Origin of the sequence: Rathayibacter sp. AY1E6 (assembly GCF_002931115.1) — a bacterium.
In the GTDB taxonomy this organism is placed as follows: Bacteria; Actinomycetota; Actinomycetes; order Actinomycetales; family Microbacteriaceae; genus Rathayibacter.
Genome location: NZ_PSVK01000005.1, coordinates 111,418 through 127,487, shown reverse-complemented (window position 1 = coordinate 127,487; position 16,070 = coordinate 111,418). Strand labels below are relative to the sequence as shown.

Genomic DNA, 16,070 nt, shown 5'->3' with positions numbered 1-16,070 from the left:
TCATACTGTTCACGGCGGGGCGCCCCGAGCGCTCGCTCACGAGGGAGTGGCATGGTCAGGACGCCGAGCGCACGCGGACCGCGCGGCAGCATCGCCGCGCGCCTGTTCGCCGTGCAGCTGCTGAGCATCCTGCTGATCGCCGCGGCGGCCGTCGCGGTGCTGGCCCTCGACGCGCGGAGCCGGGCGGGCGACGAGGCCGCCCAGCGGAGCCTCGTCGTGGCGCGGACGGTGGCCGACAATCCGTTCGTCCTCGAGTCGACGGCCGGTGCGGATCCCTCCGCGAGCCTGCAGCCGTACGCCGAGGAGGTCATGCGGGACACCGGCGTCGACTTCCTCACGATCATGGCCCCCGACCGCACCCGGTACACCCACCGCGACCGCGACCGGATCGGCCTGCCGTTCCAGGGCACGATCGAGCCCGCGCTGGAGGGGCGGACCTTCACCGAGACGTACACCGGCACGCTCGGGCCCTCCGTCCGCGCCGTCGCACCGATCGAGGACGCCGACGGCGCGGTCGTCGCGCTCGTGTCGGCGGGCGTCACGCTCTCGGCCGTGGACGCCTCCTTCGCCGCCCGCGTGCAGGTCGTCGCGTGGGGCGCGCTCGGCGCGGTCGCGCTCGGCGCGGTCGGCTCGTGGCTCCTCGCCCGCTACCTGCGGCGGGTCACGGGCGGGCGGGGCCCGGAGCAGATGAGCCAGGTCTTCGCCTACTACGAGTCCGTCCTGCACTCGGTGCGGGAGGGGCTGCTACTGGTCGACGACCGCGGCCGGCTGGTGCTCGCCAACGACCACGCGCTGGAGCTGCTCGGGCTCGAGGGCGTGCGGACGCCGGTGCCGGTCGCCGAGCTCGACCTCCCCGTCGCCCTGCGCGAGCTGCTGCAGGACGACGAGCCCGTCTCGGACCGCCTGGTCGTGGCCCGGGAGCGGATCCTCGTGGTGAACGAGCGGCCCGCCGCCTCCCCCGGCGCCCGCCCCCTGGGCACGGTCGTCACGCTCCGCGACCGCACCGAGCTGCAGCGGGTGAGCGGTGAGCTGGAGTCGCTGCGCACCCTCTCGGACGCGCTGCGCTCGCAGACCCACGAGTTCTCGAACCGCCTGCACACCATCGCGTCGCTGATCGAGCTCGGCCGGCCCGACGAGGCGCTCGCGTTCGCCGCCGGCGAGCTGAACCTCAGCCAGCGCCTGGCCGACCGGGTCCTCGGCTCCGTGCAGGAGCCGGTGATCGCCGCCCTGCTGCTGGGCAAGGCCGCGCAGGCCCGCGAGCGCGGCGTCGAGCTGCACTTCGAGACGCACCTCGAGCCCGGCACGCAGGGGCTGGAGCCCGGGGACCTCGTGACGGTGCTGGGCAATCTGATCGACAACGCCCTCGACGCGGCCGCCTCCTCCGCTCCGGACCGCGAGCCGTGGGTGGAGGTCTACCTCGGCCTCGCGGAGGGCGAGCTGGTGGTGCAGGTGTCGGACAGCGGCCCCGGAGTCGCGAGCGCCGCCGACGTCTTCGCGCGCGGCTACTCGACGAAGGAGTCGGACGGCTTCGGCCGCGGCATCGGCCTGGCGCTGGTGCAGCAGGTGGTGGAGCGCCTCGGCGGCTCGATCGAGGTCTCGCGCCACGTCGGCGCGGTGTTCACGGTGCAGCTGCCGCTGCCCGCGCGGGTGGCGTCGTGATCCGGGTGCTCGTCGTCGAGGACGAGCCGCTGACCGCGAGCGCCCACGCCGACTACGTCCGACGGGTCGAGGGCTTCGAGGTGGCCGCGGTCGCCGGCAGCGGGGCGGAGGCGATCCGGGCGCTGCGCGCGGACCCGGGCATCGCGCTGATCCTGCTCGACATGAACCTGCCGGACATGGGCGGCCTCGACCTCTGCCGGGCCGTCCGGGCGGCGGGCCTGGACGTCGACGTCATCGCGATCACCGCCGTCCGCGACGCCGCGAACGTGCGCGCCTCCGTCGCCGCCGGCATCGTGCAGTACCTGATCAAGCCGTTCGTCTTCAGCGCGTTCGCCGCCAAGCTCGCCAGCTACCGGTCGTACCGCGAGCGGATGCACGGCGCCGACGTCGCCAGCCAGCACGAGGTGGACGGGGCCTTCGCGGCGCTCCGCACCTCCAACGCCCCGGGTCTGGCGAAGGGGCTCTCGGCGCAGACCCTCGAGGCCGTCACCGCGCTGCTGGGTCCCGTCGGCCTCTCGGCGGCCGAGCTCGCCACCCGCCTCGACATCTCGCGGGTGACGGCCCGCCGCTACCTCGAGCACCTCGCCGACTCCGGAGTCGCGGACCGCGCGCCCCGCTACGGCTCCCCCGGCCGCCCGGAGCTGGAGTACCGCCGCCGCTGAGCGCGCGTCAGGCGGCCTGCAGCGCGTCGGCGATCTCCTCCTCGATCAAGTCGTGGTTGATCGCCGCGCCCACGCGCAGCCCGTCGGCGGACGAGGCGACGACCTGCGCCATCGGCTCGACCAGCGAGCCCGCGGCGAAGACCCCGGCGACGCCGGTCCGGCCCATCGGATCGACGGCGAGGTGCCGCGCGACTCCCGACGGGTGGTCGGCGAGCTCGAGGCCGAGCCCCTCGGGGAGCCGCCCCTCGACCCGCGGGCCGACGACGAGCGCGTCGAGCTCGTGCCGTCGACCGTCGATCACCACGCCGACCAGGCGGTCGTCCTCGACGAGGACCTTCTCGACGCGACCCGGCACGAGAGCGATCCCGCGGGCGGCCAGCGCCGCCGCCTCGTCGCCGACGGGCGCGGGTGCGCCGTGGAGCAGGATCGACGTCCGGTCGCTGAGCTGCCGGAACATCTGCGCCTGGTGCCCGGCGAACGAGCTGCCGAGCACGCCGATCCGCCGGCCGCGCACCTCGAAGCCGTGGCAGTAGGGGCAGTGCAGGACGTCCCGTCCCCAGCGGGCGCCGAGCCCGGGGATCTCCGGCAGCAGGTCGCGGACGCCGGTCGCGAGCAGGAGGCGGCGCGCGCGGAGGACCGTGCCGTCGGCGAGGGTCGCGGTCACGCCCTCGGCACCCGCGGAGGCGCGGACCGCCTCGCCCTCGACCACCCGGGCACCGTAGCCCTCGGCCTCGGCGCGCGCCAGGCGCACCAGCTCCGTGGGCGGGACGCCGTCGCGGGTCAGCACGTTGTGGGCACCGGGCGAGGGTGCGTTGCGTGGAGGTCCGCCGTCGACGACGAGGACGTCGCGGAGACTGCGGCCGAGGGCGGTGGCAGCGGCGAGGCCGGCGAAGGAGGCGCCGAGGATCAGGACGTCGGCGGGGGCGGGGACGGGCGGGCCGGTGGGGGCGTCGGTGGAGGTCATGGGTCGATGCTCCGCCGCCCCGGGCTGGGCCGCGAGGATCCGTGCCGTTCCGGCATGCGGCGCGACCGCACGTGCCAGGATGGCGTCGTGCCCGAAACCCCGCCCGCCCCGTCCGACGACGAGATCGTCGCCGCCGTCGGGCCACGGCTCCGGCGCCTGCGCACCCGCCGCGACCGCACGCTCGCGTCCCTCGCGGCCGAGACCGGCATCTCGGCGAGCACCCTCTCGCGCCTCGAGAGCGGCGGCCGCCGCGCGACGCTGGAGCTGCTCCTCCCGATCGCCCGCGCCCTCGGGGCGCCGCTCGACGAGCTCGTCGGCGCCGCGCCGGAGGATCCCCGCGTGCACGGGCGGCCGGTGCGCCGGAACGGCATGGTCATCCAGCCGCTCAGCCGCGACGCGGGCGCGCTCCAGGCGTTCAAGCACACGCTCCCGGCCGGGCCGGTGACGGAGCCGGCGGAGCAGCGCGCGCACGAGGGCTTCGAGTGGCTCTACGTGCTGAGCGGGCGGCTCCGCCTGCGGCTCGGCGAGCACGATCTGGTGCTGCCGGCCGGCGAGGCCGCCGAGTTCGACACCCGGGTGCCGCACTGGTTCGGCCGCGCCGACGAGCAGCAGGTCGAGTTCCTCAGCCTCTTCGGCCGCCAGGGCGAGCGGATGCACGTGCGCGCGTCCACGCGCCGCTGAGCGCGGTCACGCCTCGCCGAGCACCTCGCGCGCGAAGCCCTCGGTGCGCGCCCGCAGAGTCGCGATCCGCTGCGCCCGCGCCGCCTCGAGGTCGAACCCGATGTAGGCCACCGACGGGCGCCGCCGCACATTCACCGAGCACTCGAAGCGGGAGCAGACGAGCGTGCCGAGCGAGTCCCCCGCCCGCCCGGCCGCTCCGGCCTTCCGCGCCCCGAAGAAGACGACGTCGTTCGGGAGCTGCACGTCGCGGCACCACGAGCACTGCGCCCGCGAGCGCGGCAGGGCGTCGGCCTGGGTGAGCAGGACCCCGACGAGGCGCTCCTCCAGCGGCACGACGACGTAGGCGCGGCGGCCCATCCTCCGGTCGCGCCACCCGAGATGGTCGATGACCGACCAGTCCAGCGCGTCGAAGTCCTTCGGCAGCGCGAGATCGGCGACCTCCTTGCGGGAGGCGTTGACGAAGGACTCGCGGATCTCGGTCTCGGTCAGTGGCTGCATGGCGCTTCCGAGCCTAGGCCGGGATCAGCCCAGGTGGGCGACGGCCTCCTTCGGAGCCTGGGCGAGGAACTCCTCCTTCTTCACCCGGATCATCGCGACGGCGACGATGGAGGCGACGACCAGCCCGATCGCGGCCGCGACGAAGACCGCGGAGTAGCCGTCGACGAAGGCGACCGGCGACTGCTGCTCGCCCGCGACTCCCGCGTAGAGGGTCGTGAAGATCGACAGCCCGATCGAGCCGCCGATCTGCATGGCGGCGTTCGCGGTCGCTCCGGCGGCACCGGCGTCGTGGGCCGCGACTCCGGTGAGCGCGAGGTTCTGCAGCGGCACGAAGACCATCGCCATGCCGACGCCCAGGAGGATCAGCGCGGGCAGCACCTCGAGGAGGTAGCCGCCGTCGGGGGTGATACGGCTCAGGTAGAGGAGCCCGGCCGCCGCGATCAGCGGGCCGACGATCATCAGCACGCGCGGGCCGGTGCGCGGCAGCAGCTTGGCGGCGACTCCGGCGACGATCATGATCGTCACCGTCATCGGCAGATTGGCCAGGCCCGCCTCGAGCGGCGGCAGGCCCAGGACCAGCTGCAGGTGCAGGGTCAGGTAGAGGGTGGAGCCGATCATCACGCTGCCGACGATCGCCTGGACCAGGAAGGCTCCGCCGCGGACGCGGTCGGCGACGATGCGCAGCGGCAGCGACGGGTGGTCGGAGCGGGCCTGGATCCGCACGAAGAGGGCCAGCAGCAGCACGCCGACGAGGAGGAAGCCGAGGGTGTCGACGCGGAGCCAGCCCTGCTCGGCGAGGGTGAAGCCGTAGACGACGCTCGCGAGCCCGAGCGCGACGGTGATCGTCCCGGCGACGTCGAAGCGGTTGCGCCCCTCCGCGCGGCTCTCGGTGACGAGCAGCTGGCCGGCGATCGCGCCGACCACGACGACGGGGACGTTGACGAGGAGGCACCAGCGCCAGTCGGCGAACTCGGTGAGCAGCCCGCCCAGCACGAGGCCGACGGCGGCGCCCGCTCCGGCGACCGCTCCGAAGACGGCGAAGGCCGTGCCCCGCTCGCGGCCGGAGGGGAAGGAGACGGTGAGGAGGGCCAGAGCGGCCGGAGCGAGCAGCGCGGCGAAGGCGCCCTGCAGCCCGCGGGCGGCGATCAGCTCGGTGCCGGAGGTGGCGAGGCCGCCCCAGGCGGAGGCGGCGCCGAAGCCGATCATCCCGATCAGGTAGGTGCGCTTGCGGCCGGTGTAGTCGGCGATGCGGCCGCCCAGGAGCAGGAGCGCGCCGAACGCGAGGGCGTAGGCGGTGACGACCCACTGGCGCTCGACGTCGGTGAGGCCGAGGTCGGCCTGCGCGGCGGGGAGGGCGATCGTGACGATGGTGCCGTCGAGCACGACGACGAGCTGCGTGAGCGCGAGGATCACGAGCACCCACCAGCGGCGGGCGGAGGAGGGAGCGGACGGGGAGGGCATGGCGGCCTTTCACACGGAGCGGAGCGGGACCGGCGGGTCCGGATCCGAGCCGCGTCATCGGGGCCGAACCACCCCAACCAGTTGGTTGGGCGAAGAAGAGTGTATCGTTCGAGCGCCCGGAGGTGAACCATGGAGCCGACATCCGATGCGGCGCTGCCCGCGCGCGAGCGGATCCTCCGCGCGGCCTCCGTCGAGTTCGCCGCCCACGGCTTCGCGGGCGCCCGGGTCGACCGTGTGGCCGCGGCGGCGGGTCTGAACAAGGAGCGGCTCTACGCCTACTACGGCGGCAAGCGCGGCCTGTTCGTCGCGACCGTCGTCGAGGCGCTCGGCGCTCTCGACGAGACGCTCCTCGCCGAGGCGGCGGACCTCCCCGACCTCGCGGGCCGCATGTTCGACCATGTGTGGGAGCACCCGGAGTTCCTGCGCCTGCTCACGTGGGCGCGCCTGGAGGGAGCCGGCGTCTGGGAGGAGGCCGGCGAGCAGCTCGGCGGGGTCCCCGCCCCCGAGGCCCGGGTCCTCGAGTGGCAGCGCACCGGCGTCGTCGACGCGAGCTGGTCCGCCGACGACCTCTTCATCGCCCTCCTCGGCCTCTGCGAGATCTGGCACCTCACCCCCTTCGCCTCCCGGGGCGGGGAGGAGACGCGCGACCGCCGCCGCGCCTTCGTCGTGCACGTCGCGCAGCTGGTGGGCGCACCGCGCTGAGGCCGACCCCTCCCCCGGCAACGGAAGCGACGTCGGCATCTCCGATCAGGACGCGGTGGACGGGGCGGCTCATCCCTCCGAGCCGGAACCCGACGGATCGGAGGGGAGTGGGAGGTCCCACGGATCCGGCTTCGGGACGACGCCTTCATCACCCGGAAGGACCGCACCCGCCGCGCGCTGAGCCTCGTCCTCGAGGAGGAGTGATTCGAAATCGCCGGGCGCGCACGGCATCTCCGCCCCGATCATGTACATCTCCTCGACAGCGCCGGTGACGAAGCTCGCCCGCAGCACCGGTCCGCCCTGCCCGTAGACCGTCGGGCGCGGAGTCGAATCGGTCACTCTCACCGTCATCCCCAGCGACTCCCAGTAGTCCGCGACCTTCCGCGCATCCCCCTCGACATCGGTGCCCGCCGGGGCCCACCAGGCGTAGCTGTAGCTCGCACCGCTCACCCGGTCGCCGGGGCCGCACACATCGGGCCTGGCCGCGCCGCTCCGCGGCCACCACCCCTCCACATCGAGCCGCCCCGCGGAGTCCCGCACGAACTCCACCGCCCGATCCCGACCTTCCCGAGGACTCATCGTGCTCACCGGTCTCGCCTCCTTCTCCGTTGCACAAGCGGTCATCGACATCACGAGCAGAGCGGCGACGGTCAGCGCGACGCCCGTCCGCTGAGGAGAGCCTCTACCCGCCATGGGAGGCTCCCACGACCACCTTCTGGAAGGCGGTCGGTCCGAGCGGCCGGTTCTCGGTCAGCAGGTCGAGTCGCCGGGAGACGGCCCACGCCGCGTTCTGCAGGGACTCGGTGTTCATGTCGAGATACCCCGCGAGATCGCCGTCGTCGCTCTTCAGCGCAGCGTGATCCGTCACGATCCTCCCGGCGTCGCCTCCGGTCTCCACACCGAAGACGCGCGCGCCGAAGTCCTCGTCAGCGGGATCCGTGTGGTGGTTCCAGCTGAAGGCGCGGCCCATCCACGCGGCCTCGTCGCCGCTCTCGGTCTCGCCGAGGTACTTGTCCCGCGCCTGCCCCGCGAAGACGGATTCCGCGTGCAGGTCGCTCGCCTCGTCGACGCTGTCCGGGAGGCCGGCCGAGCCCAGCGTCACGACGACCCCGAGCTCGACGTCCGAGCGCGAGGCGGCGACGGCCATGACGGTGCTGCCGTAGGAGTGGGCGACGACGTTCGGCTTCGGCAGGTCGTCGCCCCGGACCGCGGAGAGCCCCTGGACAGCCGAGGCGAGTGCGGCGCCGCCGGCGACCGCCTGGTTCGAGGTGAGGACGTCCATGCCGTTCCCGCCGAGCCGCGCCATCGGCGGGGTCTCGTAGCCGATCCAGGAGACGACGGCGCTGCCGGGCGGGAGGAGCGACTGCAGATTCTGCGACGCCTTCGTCCATCGGGTCATGCTCTCCGTCGTCTGTCCCATCCCGGGGACGGCGTAGGTGACGTTCGTGGCGGTGTCGGGATCGCCGATCGAGACGGCGGCGAGCGGAGGCTCGTCGGCGGTCAGGGAGATGAGGAAGCGCGGGTCCTGACCGAGACCGCGCCGGAGCGATGCCCGCACGTCCCTCAGCGCCACCAGCTGCGACTCCACCGCCGCGAGTCGCTCCCCGTCGCCCGCCTTCCCGCGCAGGCCCGCCGCCTCGCTCCTCAGCGCCACGATCCGCGCCCTCAGCGCCCTCTCGTTCGCCCTCACCCGGGCGCGGTAGGGAACACCCTCCAGATTCCCGATCACCCCGGGCAGACCGGCGACCAGCGCCTCCTGCTGCGGCGAGAAGCGCGCGCCGTCCGTGGAGTCGAGGCCCCGCCACCAGTCGTTCACGAGGGTCGGAGCCAGTCGCCCGAGGCGCGCCGCGAGGTCGGGCGACGCCGCCAGGAGTGTCGCGAGATCGTCGGACGAGAGCGCCGCGAGGGAGTCGAGCAGGCTCCGGCCGCCCCGGGGCCGCGCCAGGGTGCCGACGGCGTCGAGGACCGGAACGGAGAGCGCCGCTCCCCCCGCGGCGGTGAAGGCCAGGGAGATCTGCTCGACCCAGGTCGCGTCGGCCGCACCGATCGACAGCAGCTCGCGGAAGCCCCGGAGCACCGAGAAGGACTCGACCGGCGCCCACGAGCAGCGGTTGCCGAAGGCTCCCCAGGCGGCCATCAGATCCTGGAGCCGGGAGCGCATCGCCTCGTCCGCCTGCCGGGTCTGCGAGACGAAGACGTCGAGGCGCTCGGGGTCGGCGGAGGTCGTGCCTCCCGCGGCGGGGCCGCCCGGGGACGTGCGGGGCACCGACCGGGGGGAGAACAGCGCACGGATCGGCGGAGGCACGACCGGCCGATCGGACGGCGGCCGGTCGACGACCTCCTCGACTCCCGCCGCGAGGGCCGCGACCGGATCGAGGCGGCGCTGCTGCTCGCGCTCGTCCGCCCGCCGCTCCCAGGCTAGGTACTCCTCCCGGCGCCGACGCTCCTCCTCGGCCTTCCGTGCCACGAGCCGAACCGTGTCGGCGAGCTCGTGCAGCTCGGCGCTCAGCCGACCGCGATTCTCCCTGTCGCAGACGCAGACCCGGCGGAACAGCTCGGCGTACGCGCCGCGGAACTCGCCCAGCGCGTACTCGGCAGCGACGGACCTCAGCAGCCCCTGGGAGGCGAGCGCCTCCGCCGCCTCGTCCGAGGCGCGGACCAGCTCCGCCGCTGCTGCGTGGTCGAAAGAGAACAGGGTCATCGCCTCCTGAGTGAGAACATCTCAGGAAATGTAGAACGACCACGACGGCGTCGGCACCGGGTGGCGCGAGACGGCGCGCGGTCAGCGCGCCCGCGCCGCGTCCGGCGGCACGCAGAAGTGGCGCGGACCGCATCGGTCCGCGCCACTCGTTCAGATCACGCGGCTCACTCGGCCGCGGTCAGCCGCTCCAGGTATCCCGCGAACGCACGCAGGTCCTCCTCGGGCCAGGCGCTCAGCGCCTCCTGCATCCGCTGCCGCTGACGGCCGCCGAGGTCGCGCATCCGCTCGCATCCGGCCGCGCTGAGCGAGAGGAACCGCGCTCGGCCGTCGGCGGGATCGGAGGTCATCTCGACCAGGCCCAGCTCGGCGAGCTGGCGGGCCTGGCGGCTGATCGCGCTGCGGTCGACCCCGAGCCGCTCCGCCGCGGCGCCGGAGTGGACCGGACCGCAGCGCTCGAGGATCCGCAGCAGCCGCAGTCCGAAGGGCGGCAGCGCCGGGTCGATCGACGCCGCCGCGTCCCGGACGGCGAGGCGCACCTGGACGGCGAGCACGGTGATCTGCTCCTCGACCTCGTGCAGCGCCTCGGCCGAGGGCGCGGCGGCGGGCATCAGGAGCGCTCGATCACGTCGACGGAGCCGGTGGGAGCGGCGTGGCGTGCGTGCCCGACCGGCTCTTCCTGCCGCTCGTCGTCGGCGTGGCGGCCGTGTCCGGCGGGAGTGGCCTCGCGACCCTCCCGGGCGTGCGTCGCGTCGTCCGTCCGCCGGGCCTGGCCGACGGGGCGGAGCGCCGCCTGGCCGTCCGAGGCGGCGATGAGGGCGTCCTCCGCGGCCTGCAGCGGAGTGGTCGGCTCCGCCTTGAGCTGCACCGCGTTCTTCGAGCCGAGACTCACGTTGGGCAGGAGGACGACGGCGATCAGCGTGACCACGGCGAGCGGGATGCTGTAGAGGAACACGTCGCCGACGCCGATCCCGTAGGCGCTCTCGACCACGACGCGCACGGCGTCGGGCAGGGTGGCCGGCTGCGGGATCGTGCCGCTGCCCAGCGCCTGCGCGGCGAGAGCCTGGTCGGCGGGAGCGAGCCCCGCGATGCCGGTCTTGATGCGGTCGGCGATCACGGTGCCGAGCATCGAGCCCAGGACCGAGACTCCGACGGTGCCGCCGAGGCTGCGGAAGAACGTGACCGCGCTGGTCGCGACGCCGAGGTTCTTCACCTCGATCGAGTTCTGCACCACCAGGACGAGGTTCTGCATCAGCATGCCCAGGCCGGCGCCGAGGACGGCCATGTAGATCCCGACGAGGACCAGGTCCGTGTCGTAGCGGAGGGTGCTGAGGAGGGAGGTTCCGATCACGGCGAGCACGCCGCCGCTGATCATGATCGCCTTCCACTTGCCGGTGCGGGAGATGATCCCGCCGAAGATCGTCGACGCGATCAGCAGGCCGGCCATCATCGGGATGGTGAGCAGGCCCGACTGGGTCGGCGTGGCTCCGCGGGCCAGCTGCATGTACTGCGCGAGGAAGACGGCGACGCCGAACATCGAGACGCCGACCGAGATGCTCGCCACGACGGCGAGGCTGAAGGTGCGGTTCTTGAACATCCCCATGGGGATGATCGGCTCGGCCACGGTGAGCTCGGTGATCACGGCGGCGATCAGCAGCACGACGGCACCGCCGACCATGACCGCGGTCTCCCACGAGGCCCAGTCGAAGTTCTTGCCGGCGAGGGAGACCCAGATCAGCAGGAGCGAGACTCCGCCCGCGATGAGCACGGCGCCGAGGTAGTCGATCCGCACCTTCCGCTTGGGGTGCGCGGGGAGGCGGAGGGTCATCTGGAGGAGGACGATCGCGACGATCGCGACGGGCATCGCGATGAAGAAGTTCCAGCGCCAGCCGAACGCGTCGGTCACGACGCCGCCCAGGAGCGGGCCGCCGACGGTGCCGATCGCCATCACGCCGCCGAAGAGGCCGGCGTACTTGCCGCGCTCACGGGGGCTGATGATGTCGGCCATGATGATCTGGCTCAGCGCGGCGAGTCCGCCGGCGCCCAGGCCCTGGAACACGCGGAAGACGATCAGCATGTTCGTGTCCTGCGAGAAGCCGGCCAGAGCGGAGCCGATGACGAACAGGCCGAGGGCGAGCTGGATCAGCAGCTTGCGGTTGAACAGGTCGGCGAACTTGCCCCAGAGCGGAGTGGAGACCGTGGTCGCGAGCAGGGTCGCGGTGACGACCCAGGTGTAGGCGTTCTGGTCGCCCTTGAGGTCGGAGATGATCCGGGGCAGCGAGGTCGACACGACCGTGCCCGCGAGGATCGAGACGAACATGCCCAGCAGCAGGCCGCTGAGCGATTCGAGCACCTGGCGGTGCGACATGGCGCCGTCCGGCCCGGCGGGGGCGTGCGGCGCGGTGGTTCCGCGCGATGCGGCGCGGTGTTCGGGGTGTGACATGGGCTCCTCTTCATCACGGCGGCGGATCTAGTTGACTGCAATCAACTATTGACCGAGAGCAACTATATAGCCGGGCGTCACGAATCTCCAGTGGCACTCTGCTGCCGTCCAGGCGCCGCTCCGGCCGCGCCTATCCTCGGAGCATGGACAACATCGATCGGAAGATCCTCGATCTGCTGCGCCAGAACTCCCGCGCGGGCTACGGCGACATCGGCGGCGTGGTCGGGCTCTCCGCCTCCGCGGTGAAGCGCCGCGTCGACCGCCTCGTGGCCGACGGCGTGATCCGCGGCTTCACGATCAAGGTCGACCCCGCGGTCGACGGCATGGCCACCGAGGCCTACGTCGAGCTCTTCTGCCGCGGCACCGTCGCTCCGGACGAGCTCCGCCGCATCCTCTCCGCGGTCCCCGAGGTCGTCGACGCGGGCACGGTCACCGGCTCCGCCGACGCGATCGTCCACATCCGCTCGCGCGACATCCCCAGCCTCGAGCTCGCCCTCGAGAAGGTCCGCATCGCGCCCAACGTCGACCACACGCGCTCCGCGATCGTCCTCTCCCGCCTCATCCAGCGCAGCGAGGCCTGACGGATCGCGCCACCTCCTCGACGCGCGTCGCGACCGCCTGGTACTCCATACCTGTATGGTGAATCCAGGAGGGCGAGCATGAGCGACAGGGAACAGGCCGGTACGGCGGCACGACGCAGACGGCGCATCTGGCTGATGCTGCCGGCTCTGTTCGTCGGCGTCCTGGCCGGGCACCTCGTCGCGACCGCGGTGGGCGCCGAGGATCCGTGGGACGTCGTGGTCACCGCCGCCGTCGCGGCAGCGGTGGCGTCCGTCGTCCTCGCCCTCGTCGACCGGCGGCGCTGAGCCCTCCCTCCTGGATCGGAATCCGAGGGAGGGAACGACGATGGAACGACAGAGGACGAGCACGGCACTGGTCGCGGCGGCGGCCGCTCTGCTGGCGGTGCCGCTGTTCACAGCGCAGGCCGCGCACGCCGAGCCGGCGAGGCAGGAGACGAGCAGCCGGGTGCACCTCGAGGCACGGGGCGGATCGGCGTCGACGGTGACCTTCGACGTCACCGACGGCACGCGGATCGTCGAGCTGGCGGGCGGCGGGGTCGGCTTCACGGACGGCGCCGAGACGTCCGACGCACTCCCGGAGAGGATCGACGTCGGACGCGGCCGCACCGTGTCGGGCCACTGGTCGATCGACGACTCCGACACGCTCACCTTCCACTTCGCCCCGGACTCGGCGTCCCGCTCCGCGGTGCGCGGCCTGCGCCTGAACAGCGACTGGAGCTCGCCCGAGTGGGGCCACTGCGTCGCCGGAAGCGGCGTCAGCGGTGCCGCGACCGGCGGGGTGATCGGTGCGATCTCCGGTCCCGGCGCGATCGCCTCCGCGACCGGCGGGCTGCTCGCGGGGATCATCGGCGGAGCGATCACCTGCTGAGCGCCGCCTCCTGAACGACCCGGATCAGGCGGGCGCGTCCGCTGCGGTGTGGACGCGCTCTCCGCCGATCCAGGTGCCCAGCACCCGGGTGTCCCCGATCGCCCCGGGGTCGCCGGCGAAGGGGTCCCGGTCCAGCAGGGCGAAGTCCGCCGCGAGTCCCACGGCGATCGAGCCCGACTCGCCCTCCAGGCCGTTCACCCACGCCGAGCCGGCCGTGGAGGCGGAGAGGGCGGTGGCGAGGTCGAGGCGCTGCCCCGGGAGGAACACCTCCTCGCTCCACCCCGGCTCGCGCTCGGACGGCGCCGAGAGCCGGTTCACCGCGACGTGGATCGCGGCGAGCGGGTCGGGCGTCGACACCGGCCAGTCGCTCCCCGCGGCGAGCACCGCGCCCGAGCGGAGCAGGTCGCCGAACGGGTACTGCCACGAGCCGCGCCGCTCACCGAGGAACGGCAGCGTCAACTCCACCATCTGCGGCTCCAGCGAGGCCCACAGCATCTGCAGGTTGGCCGCGACGTCGAGCGCACGGAAGCGCGGCAGGTCGTCCGGATGCACGACCTGCAGGTGGGCGAGGTGGTGGCGGTTGCCGCGGCGCCCGTTCGCCTGGATCGCCCGCTCGACCGCGTCCAGGCACTCGCGTACGGCACGATCACCGATCGCGTGGAGGTGCACCTGGAACCCGGCCGCGTCCAGGAGCGGCACGGCCTCGTTCAGGAGGCGCGGGTCGACCATCGAGAGGCCGTCGCCGTGACCGTGGCCGCCGTGCCCGTCGAGGTAGGGCTCGAGCATCGCCGCCGTGAAGTTCTCGGCGACCCCGTCCTGCATGATCTTGACGGTCGTCGGCGCGAAGCGGTCGGCGGCGAGCGCCGCGCGCCGCTCGACGAGCTCCGGGATCTGCTCGACGCCGCGGCCTCGGTCCCACCACAGCGCACCGCGGACGCGCCCGGTCAGCTCGCCGCTCAGCGCCGCGCGGCGGTACACCGGACCGGGGTCGCCCACATCGCCGTAGGAGCCGATGATCGCGTCCTGCCACGCCGTCACTCCGAACGAGTGCAGGGTCTCCTGCCCGAGGAGCAGCGCCCGGTGGAGCTCGTCCGCGCTCGCGGGCGGGAGGTGGCGGCGGACTGCGTCCATCGCCCCCTCGTGCAGGGTGCCGGAGGGGGTCCCGTCGGCCAGGCGCTCGATGCGGCCGTCGGCGGGGTCCGGCGTCGTGCGGTCGATCCCCGCGAGGCGCAGTGCGGCGGAGTTGACCCAGGCACCGTGCCCGTCGGCGTTGGTGAGGAAGGCGGGCCGGTCAGGGACGACCGTGTCGAGCTCGCGGGCGGTCGGGGTGCCTCCGGGGAAGTCGGGCAGGTTCCACCCGCCGCCGAGGATCCACTCCGCTCCGCTCTCCCGAGCCGCGTACTCGGCGACCGTCGCCAGGTGCTCGGCGGGCGACCCTCCCGCTCCGAGCCAGCAGCGCAGCAGCGCGGCGCCGCCCCAGACCGGGTGCACGTGGGCGTCCTGGAAGCCGGGGACGAGCATCCGGCCCTCGAGGTCGACCACCTCGGTGCGCGGCCCGATCAGGTCGGAGGCGTCGGCGCCGACCGCGACGATCCGCCCTCCGACGACAGCGACGCCGTGCGCTCGGGAGCGCACGGCGTCGGCGGTGAAGACGGCGCCGCCGGTCAGGACGAGACCGGCGGCGCGCACGGGTTCAGAAGCCCGCGGGAGCGAAGGCCTGCGTCATCTGGGAGAAGAGCGACACCGTCCAGCCGATCGCGATGAGGAACGACACGACCACGACGCCGAGGAAGACCCAGAGCGGGAGGAGTCCGCCGCCGGTCACGCGCTTCACGACCACGCTTCGGCCGATCACGTAGACGTAGGGAGCGGCGAGGAAGGCCCACGCCCAGTGGAACGGACGCTGCAGGCCGGCTCGCTTCAGCTGGCGCCAGTCGAGGAAGGCGAAGACGACCTCCGCCGCGTAGATCAGGAAGCCGACGACCTGGAGCACGCCGAGGCCGACGAGGTAGGCGGTCGACATCCCCATCGAGGAGCTCGGCCCGTAGGTCGAGGCCATCGACGAGTCGACGATCGCGCTCGGCGGGAGGAGGAAGATCGACAGCGCCGAGAGCAGCGGCAGGAGGACCACCACCCAGATCCACGGGGTGGACGTGACGATGCTCGTGTCGCGCTGCTGCACGGGTGCTCCGGGAGCCGCGGCGTAGGCCGGGTACTGCGGCTGCTGCTGGTTGTAAGGCTGTTGCTGCTGCTGGCCGTAGGGCTGCTGGCCGTACCCCTGCTGGCCGTACTGCTGGGGAGCCTGCTGGCCGTAGCCCTGCTGCGGCTGCTGCTGGCCGGAGGGCTGCTGCGGCTGCGGCTGCTGACCGGCGCCCTGCTGCCCGTAGCCCTGCTGCCCGTAGCTCTGCTGCGGGTCGGCGGACGACGGCTGCTGCGGATACCGACCCGAGGCCGACTGCCCGTAGCTCGTCGCCGCTCCGCTCGACGTCTCCCCGTAGGCGGGACGCTCGGCGGGCGGCGCGGGCGGAGTCGGTGCGGTCGGCGGAACGGGAGTCGCGGCGGCCTGCGCCGACCCGCTCTCGGCCGGGGCGGTGGGAGTGGCCGCCGGCGCGTCGCGGAGCGACTCCGTCCAGCCGGTCCCGTCCCACCAGCGCTGACGGGACGAGCCCGCCGGGTCCGGGTACCACCCGGCGCGGGGTCCGGAGGCCTCGCCGCCCGTGCTCGCGCCCTGGTCCGTGCCGGTTCCGTTGTCGTCCGTCATGGCGTCCTCCACTCCCCTCCGGGCGTCTGCCCGCGATCTCGGACCACCGTAGCGCCGCGACACGATGCATGGCCTGAGGGCGGGCTGATCGC

Annotated in this window: 16 protein-coding genes; 7 read left to right on the top strand and 9 right to left on the bottom strand. The window is 73.5% G+C overall.

Features of this window, described 5'->3' with window-relative positions; translation table 11 throughout:
* Positions 1 to 51 precede the first annotated feature (51 nt).
* Together C5C46_RS07030 and C5C46_RS07025 are read left to right on the top strand one after the other, a co-directional pair.
* On the top strand, positions 52 to 1,659 hold the full coding sequence (locus tag C5C46_RS07030; RefSeq protein ID WP_104223810.1) for a sensor histidine kinase: 1,608 nt from the start codon (positions 52 to 54) through the stop codon (positions 1,657 to 1,659).
* A complete protein-coding gene (locus C5C46_RS07025; RefSeq protein ID WP_104226166.1) occupies positions 1,656 to 2,321 on the top strand; it encodes a response regulator in 666 nt (221 codons plus the stop codon). The genes C5C46_RS07030 and C5C46_RS07025 overlap by 4 nt, the downstream gene beginning before the upstream one ends.
* A 7-nt stretch (positions 2,322 to 2,328) precedes the next feature.
* Here the strand turns inward: C5C46_RS07025 and C5C46_RS07020 are convergent, their stop codons facing one another.
* On the bottom strand, positions 2,329 to 3,285 hold the full coding sequence (locus C5C46_RS07020; protein ID WP_104226165.1) for an NAD(P)/FAD-dependent oxidoreductase: 957 nt from the start codon (positions 3,283 to 3,285) through the stop codon (positions 2,329 to 2,331).
* Between the two features lie 87 nt (positions 3,286 to 3,372).
* Here C5C46_RS07020 and C5C46_RS07015 point away from each other — a divergent pair, with 87 nt between their 5' ends.
* Positions 3,373 to 3,966, top strand: a complete 594-nt coding sequence (locus tag C5C46_RS07015) for a helix-turn-helix domain-containing protein (protein ID WP_258059383.1) — start codon at positions 3,373 to 3,375, stop codon at positions 3,964 to 3,966.
* Between the two features lie 6 nt (positions 3,967 to 3,972).
* Here the strand turns inward: C5C46_RS07015 and C5C46_RS07010 are convergent, their stop codons facing one another.
* Both C5C46_RS07010 and C5C46_RS07005 read right to left on the bottom strand, forming a co-directional pair.
* A complete protein-coding gene (locus tag C5C46_RS07010; protein ID WP_104222848.1) occupies positions 3,973 to 4,464 on the bottom strand; it encodes an FBP domain-containing protein in 492 nt (163 codons plus the stop codon).
* Between the two features lie 24 nt (positions 4,465 to 4,488).
* Positions 4,489 to 5,925, bottom strand: coding sequence for an MFS transporter (locus C5C46_RS07005; protein WP_104226163.1), 1,437 nt, complete (start codon positions 5,923 to 5,925; stop codon positions 4,489 to 4,491).
* Positions 5,926 to 6,054: 129 nt separating this feature from the next.
* Here C5C46_RS07005 and C5C46_RS07000 point away from each other — a divergent pair, with 129 nt between their 5' ends.
* A complete protein-coding gene (locus C5C46_RS07000; RefSeq protein ID WP_104222850.1) occupies positions 6,055 to 6,627 on the top strand; it encodes a TetR family transcriptional regulator in 573 nt (190 codons plus the stop codon).
* 69 nt (positions 6,628 to 6,696) lie between these two features.
* Here the strand turns inward: C5C46_RS07000 and C5C46_RS06995 are convergent, their stop codons facing one another.
* The 4 genes from C5C46_RS06995 to C5C46_RS06980 form a co-directional block, all read right to left on the bottom strand.
* Positions 6,697 to 7,260, bottom strand: coding sequence for a hypothetical protein (locus C5C46_RS06995; RefSeq protein ID WP_146078946.1), 564 nt, complete (start codon positions 7,258 to 7,260; stop codon positions 6,697 to 6,699).
* Between the two features lie 49 nt (positions 7,261 to 7,309).
* On the bottom strand, positions 7,310 to 9,328 hold the full coding sequence (locus tag C5C46_RS06990; protein WP_104226161.1) for an alpha/beta hydrolase: 2,019 nt from the start codon (positions 9,326 to 9,328) through the stop codon (positions 7,310 to 7,312).
* Positions 9,329 to 9,492: 164 nt separating this feature from the next.
* A complete protein-coding gene (locus tag C5C46_RS06985; RefSeq protein ID WP_104222853.1) occupies positions 9,493 to 9,936 on the bottom strand; it encodes a MarR family winged helix-turn-helix transcriptional regulator in 444 nt (147 codons plus the stop codon).
* Complete coding sequence (locus C5C46_RS06980) at positions 9,936 to 11,693, bottom strand: MDR family MFS transporter (RefSeq protein WP_104222854.1); 1,758 nt, start codon at positions 11,691 to 11,693, stop codon at positions 9,936 to 9,938. The genes C5C46_RS06985 and C5C46_RS06980 overlap by 1 nt, the downstream gene beginning before the upstream one ends.
* 218 nt (positions 11,694 to 11,911) lie before the next feature.
* Between C5C46_RS06980 and C5C46_RS06975 the strand changes: the two genes are divergently transcribed.
* The 3 genes from C5C46_RS06975 to C5C46_RS06970 all read left to right on the top strand — a co-directional run bounded on the left by C5C46_RS06975 (position 11,912) and on the right by C5C46_RS06970 (position 13,217).
* Positions 11,912 to 12,349 (top strand): Lrp/AsnC family transcriptional regulator, encoded by a 438-nt coding sequence (locus C5C46_RS06975; RefSeq protein ID WP_104222855.1) that lies wholly within the window; start codon positions 11,912 to 11,914, stop codon positions 12,347 to 12,349.
* A gap of 78 nt (positions 12,350 to 12,427) precedes the next feature.
* Positions 12,428 to 12,634, top strand: a complete 207-nt coding sequence (locus tag C5C46_RS16555) for a hypothetical protein (protein ID WP_146076614.1) — start codon at positions 12,428 to 12,430, stop codon at positions 12,632 to 12,634.
* A gap of 40 nt (positions 12,635 to 12,674) precedes the next feature.
* A complete protein-coding gene (locus C5C46_RS06970) occupies positions 12,675 to 13,217 on the top strand; it encodes a hypothetical protein (RefSeq protein WP_104226160.1) in 543 nt (180 codons plus the stop codon).
* Between the two features lie 24 nt (positions 13,218 to 13,241).
* On the opposite strand, the gene C5C46_RS06965 is transcribed toward C5C46_RS06970, so the two are convergent.
* Positions 13,242 to 14,906, bottom strand: a complete 1,665-nt coding sequence (locus C5C46_RS06965; protein WP_104226159.1) for an amidohydrolase — start codon at positions 14,904 to 14,906, stop codon at positions 13,242 to 13,244.
* A gap of 4 nt (positions 14,907 to 14,910) precedes the next feature.
* Positions 14,911 to 15,978: a DUF2510 domain-containing protein gene (locus C5C46_RS06960; RefSeq protein WP_146078945.1), complete on the bottom strand. Its 1,068-nt coding sequence runs from the start codon at positions 15,976 to 15,978 to the stop codon at positions 14,911 to 14,913.
* Between the last annotated feature and the right edge of the window lie 92 nt (positions 15,979 to 16,070).

Coding starts and splice junctions, on each gene's coding strand:
- C5C46_RS07030 (WP_104223810.1), top strand. CDS start 52: ATGGTCAGGACGCCGAGCGCACGCGGACCGCGCGGCAGCATCGCCGCG.
- C5C46_RS07020 (WP_104226165.1), bottom strand. CDS start 3,285: ATGACCTCCACCGACGCCCCCACCGGCCCGCCCGTCCCCGCCCCCGCC.
- C5C46_RS07010 (WP_104222848.1), bottom strand. CDS start 4,464: ATGCAGCCACTGACCGAGACCGAGATCCGCGAGTCCTTCGTCAACGCC.
- C5C46_RS07005 (WP_104226163.1), bottom strand. CDS start 5,925: ATGCCCTCCCCGTCCGCTCCCTCCTCCGCCCGCCGCTGGTGGGTGCTC.
- C5C46_RS07000 (WP_104222850.1), top strand. CDS start 6,055: ATGGAGCCGACATCCGATGCGGCGCTGCCCGCGCGCGAGCGGATCCTC.
- C5C46_RS06990 (WP_104226161.1), bottom strand. CDS start 9,328: ATGACCCTGTTCTCTTTCGACCACGCAGCAGCGGCGGAGCTGGTCCGC.
- C5C46_RS06985 (WP_104222853.1), bottom strand. CDS start 9,936: ATGCCCGCCGCCGCGCCCTCGGCCGAGGCGCTGCACGAGGTCGAGGAG.
- C5C46_RS06980 (WP_104222854.1), bottom strand. CDS start 11,693: ATGTCGCACCGCCAGGTGCTCGAATCGCTCAGCGGCCTGCTGCTGGGC.
- C5C46_RS06975 (WP_104222855.1), top strand. CDS start 11,912: ATGGACAACATCGATCGGAAGATCCTCGATCTGCTGCGCCAGAACTCC.
- C5C46_RS16555 (WP_146076614.1), top strand. CDS start 12,428: ATGAGCGACAGGGAACAGGCCGGTACGGCGGCACGACGCAGACGGCGC.
- C5C46_RS06970 (WP_104226160.1), top strand. CDS start 12,675: ATGGAACGACAGAGGACGAGCACGGCACTGGTCGCGGCGGCGGCCGCT.
- C5C46_RS06960 (WP_146078945.1), bottom strand. CDS start 15,978: ATGACGGACGACAACGGAACCGGCACGGACCAGGGCGCGAGCACGGGC.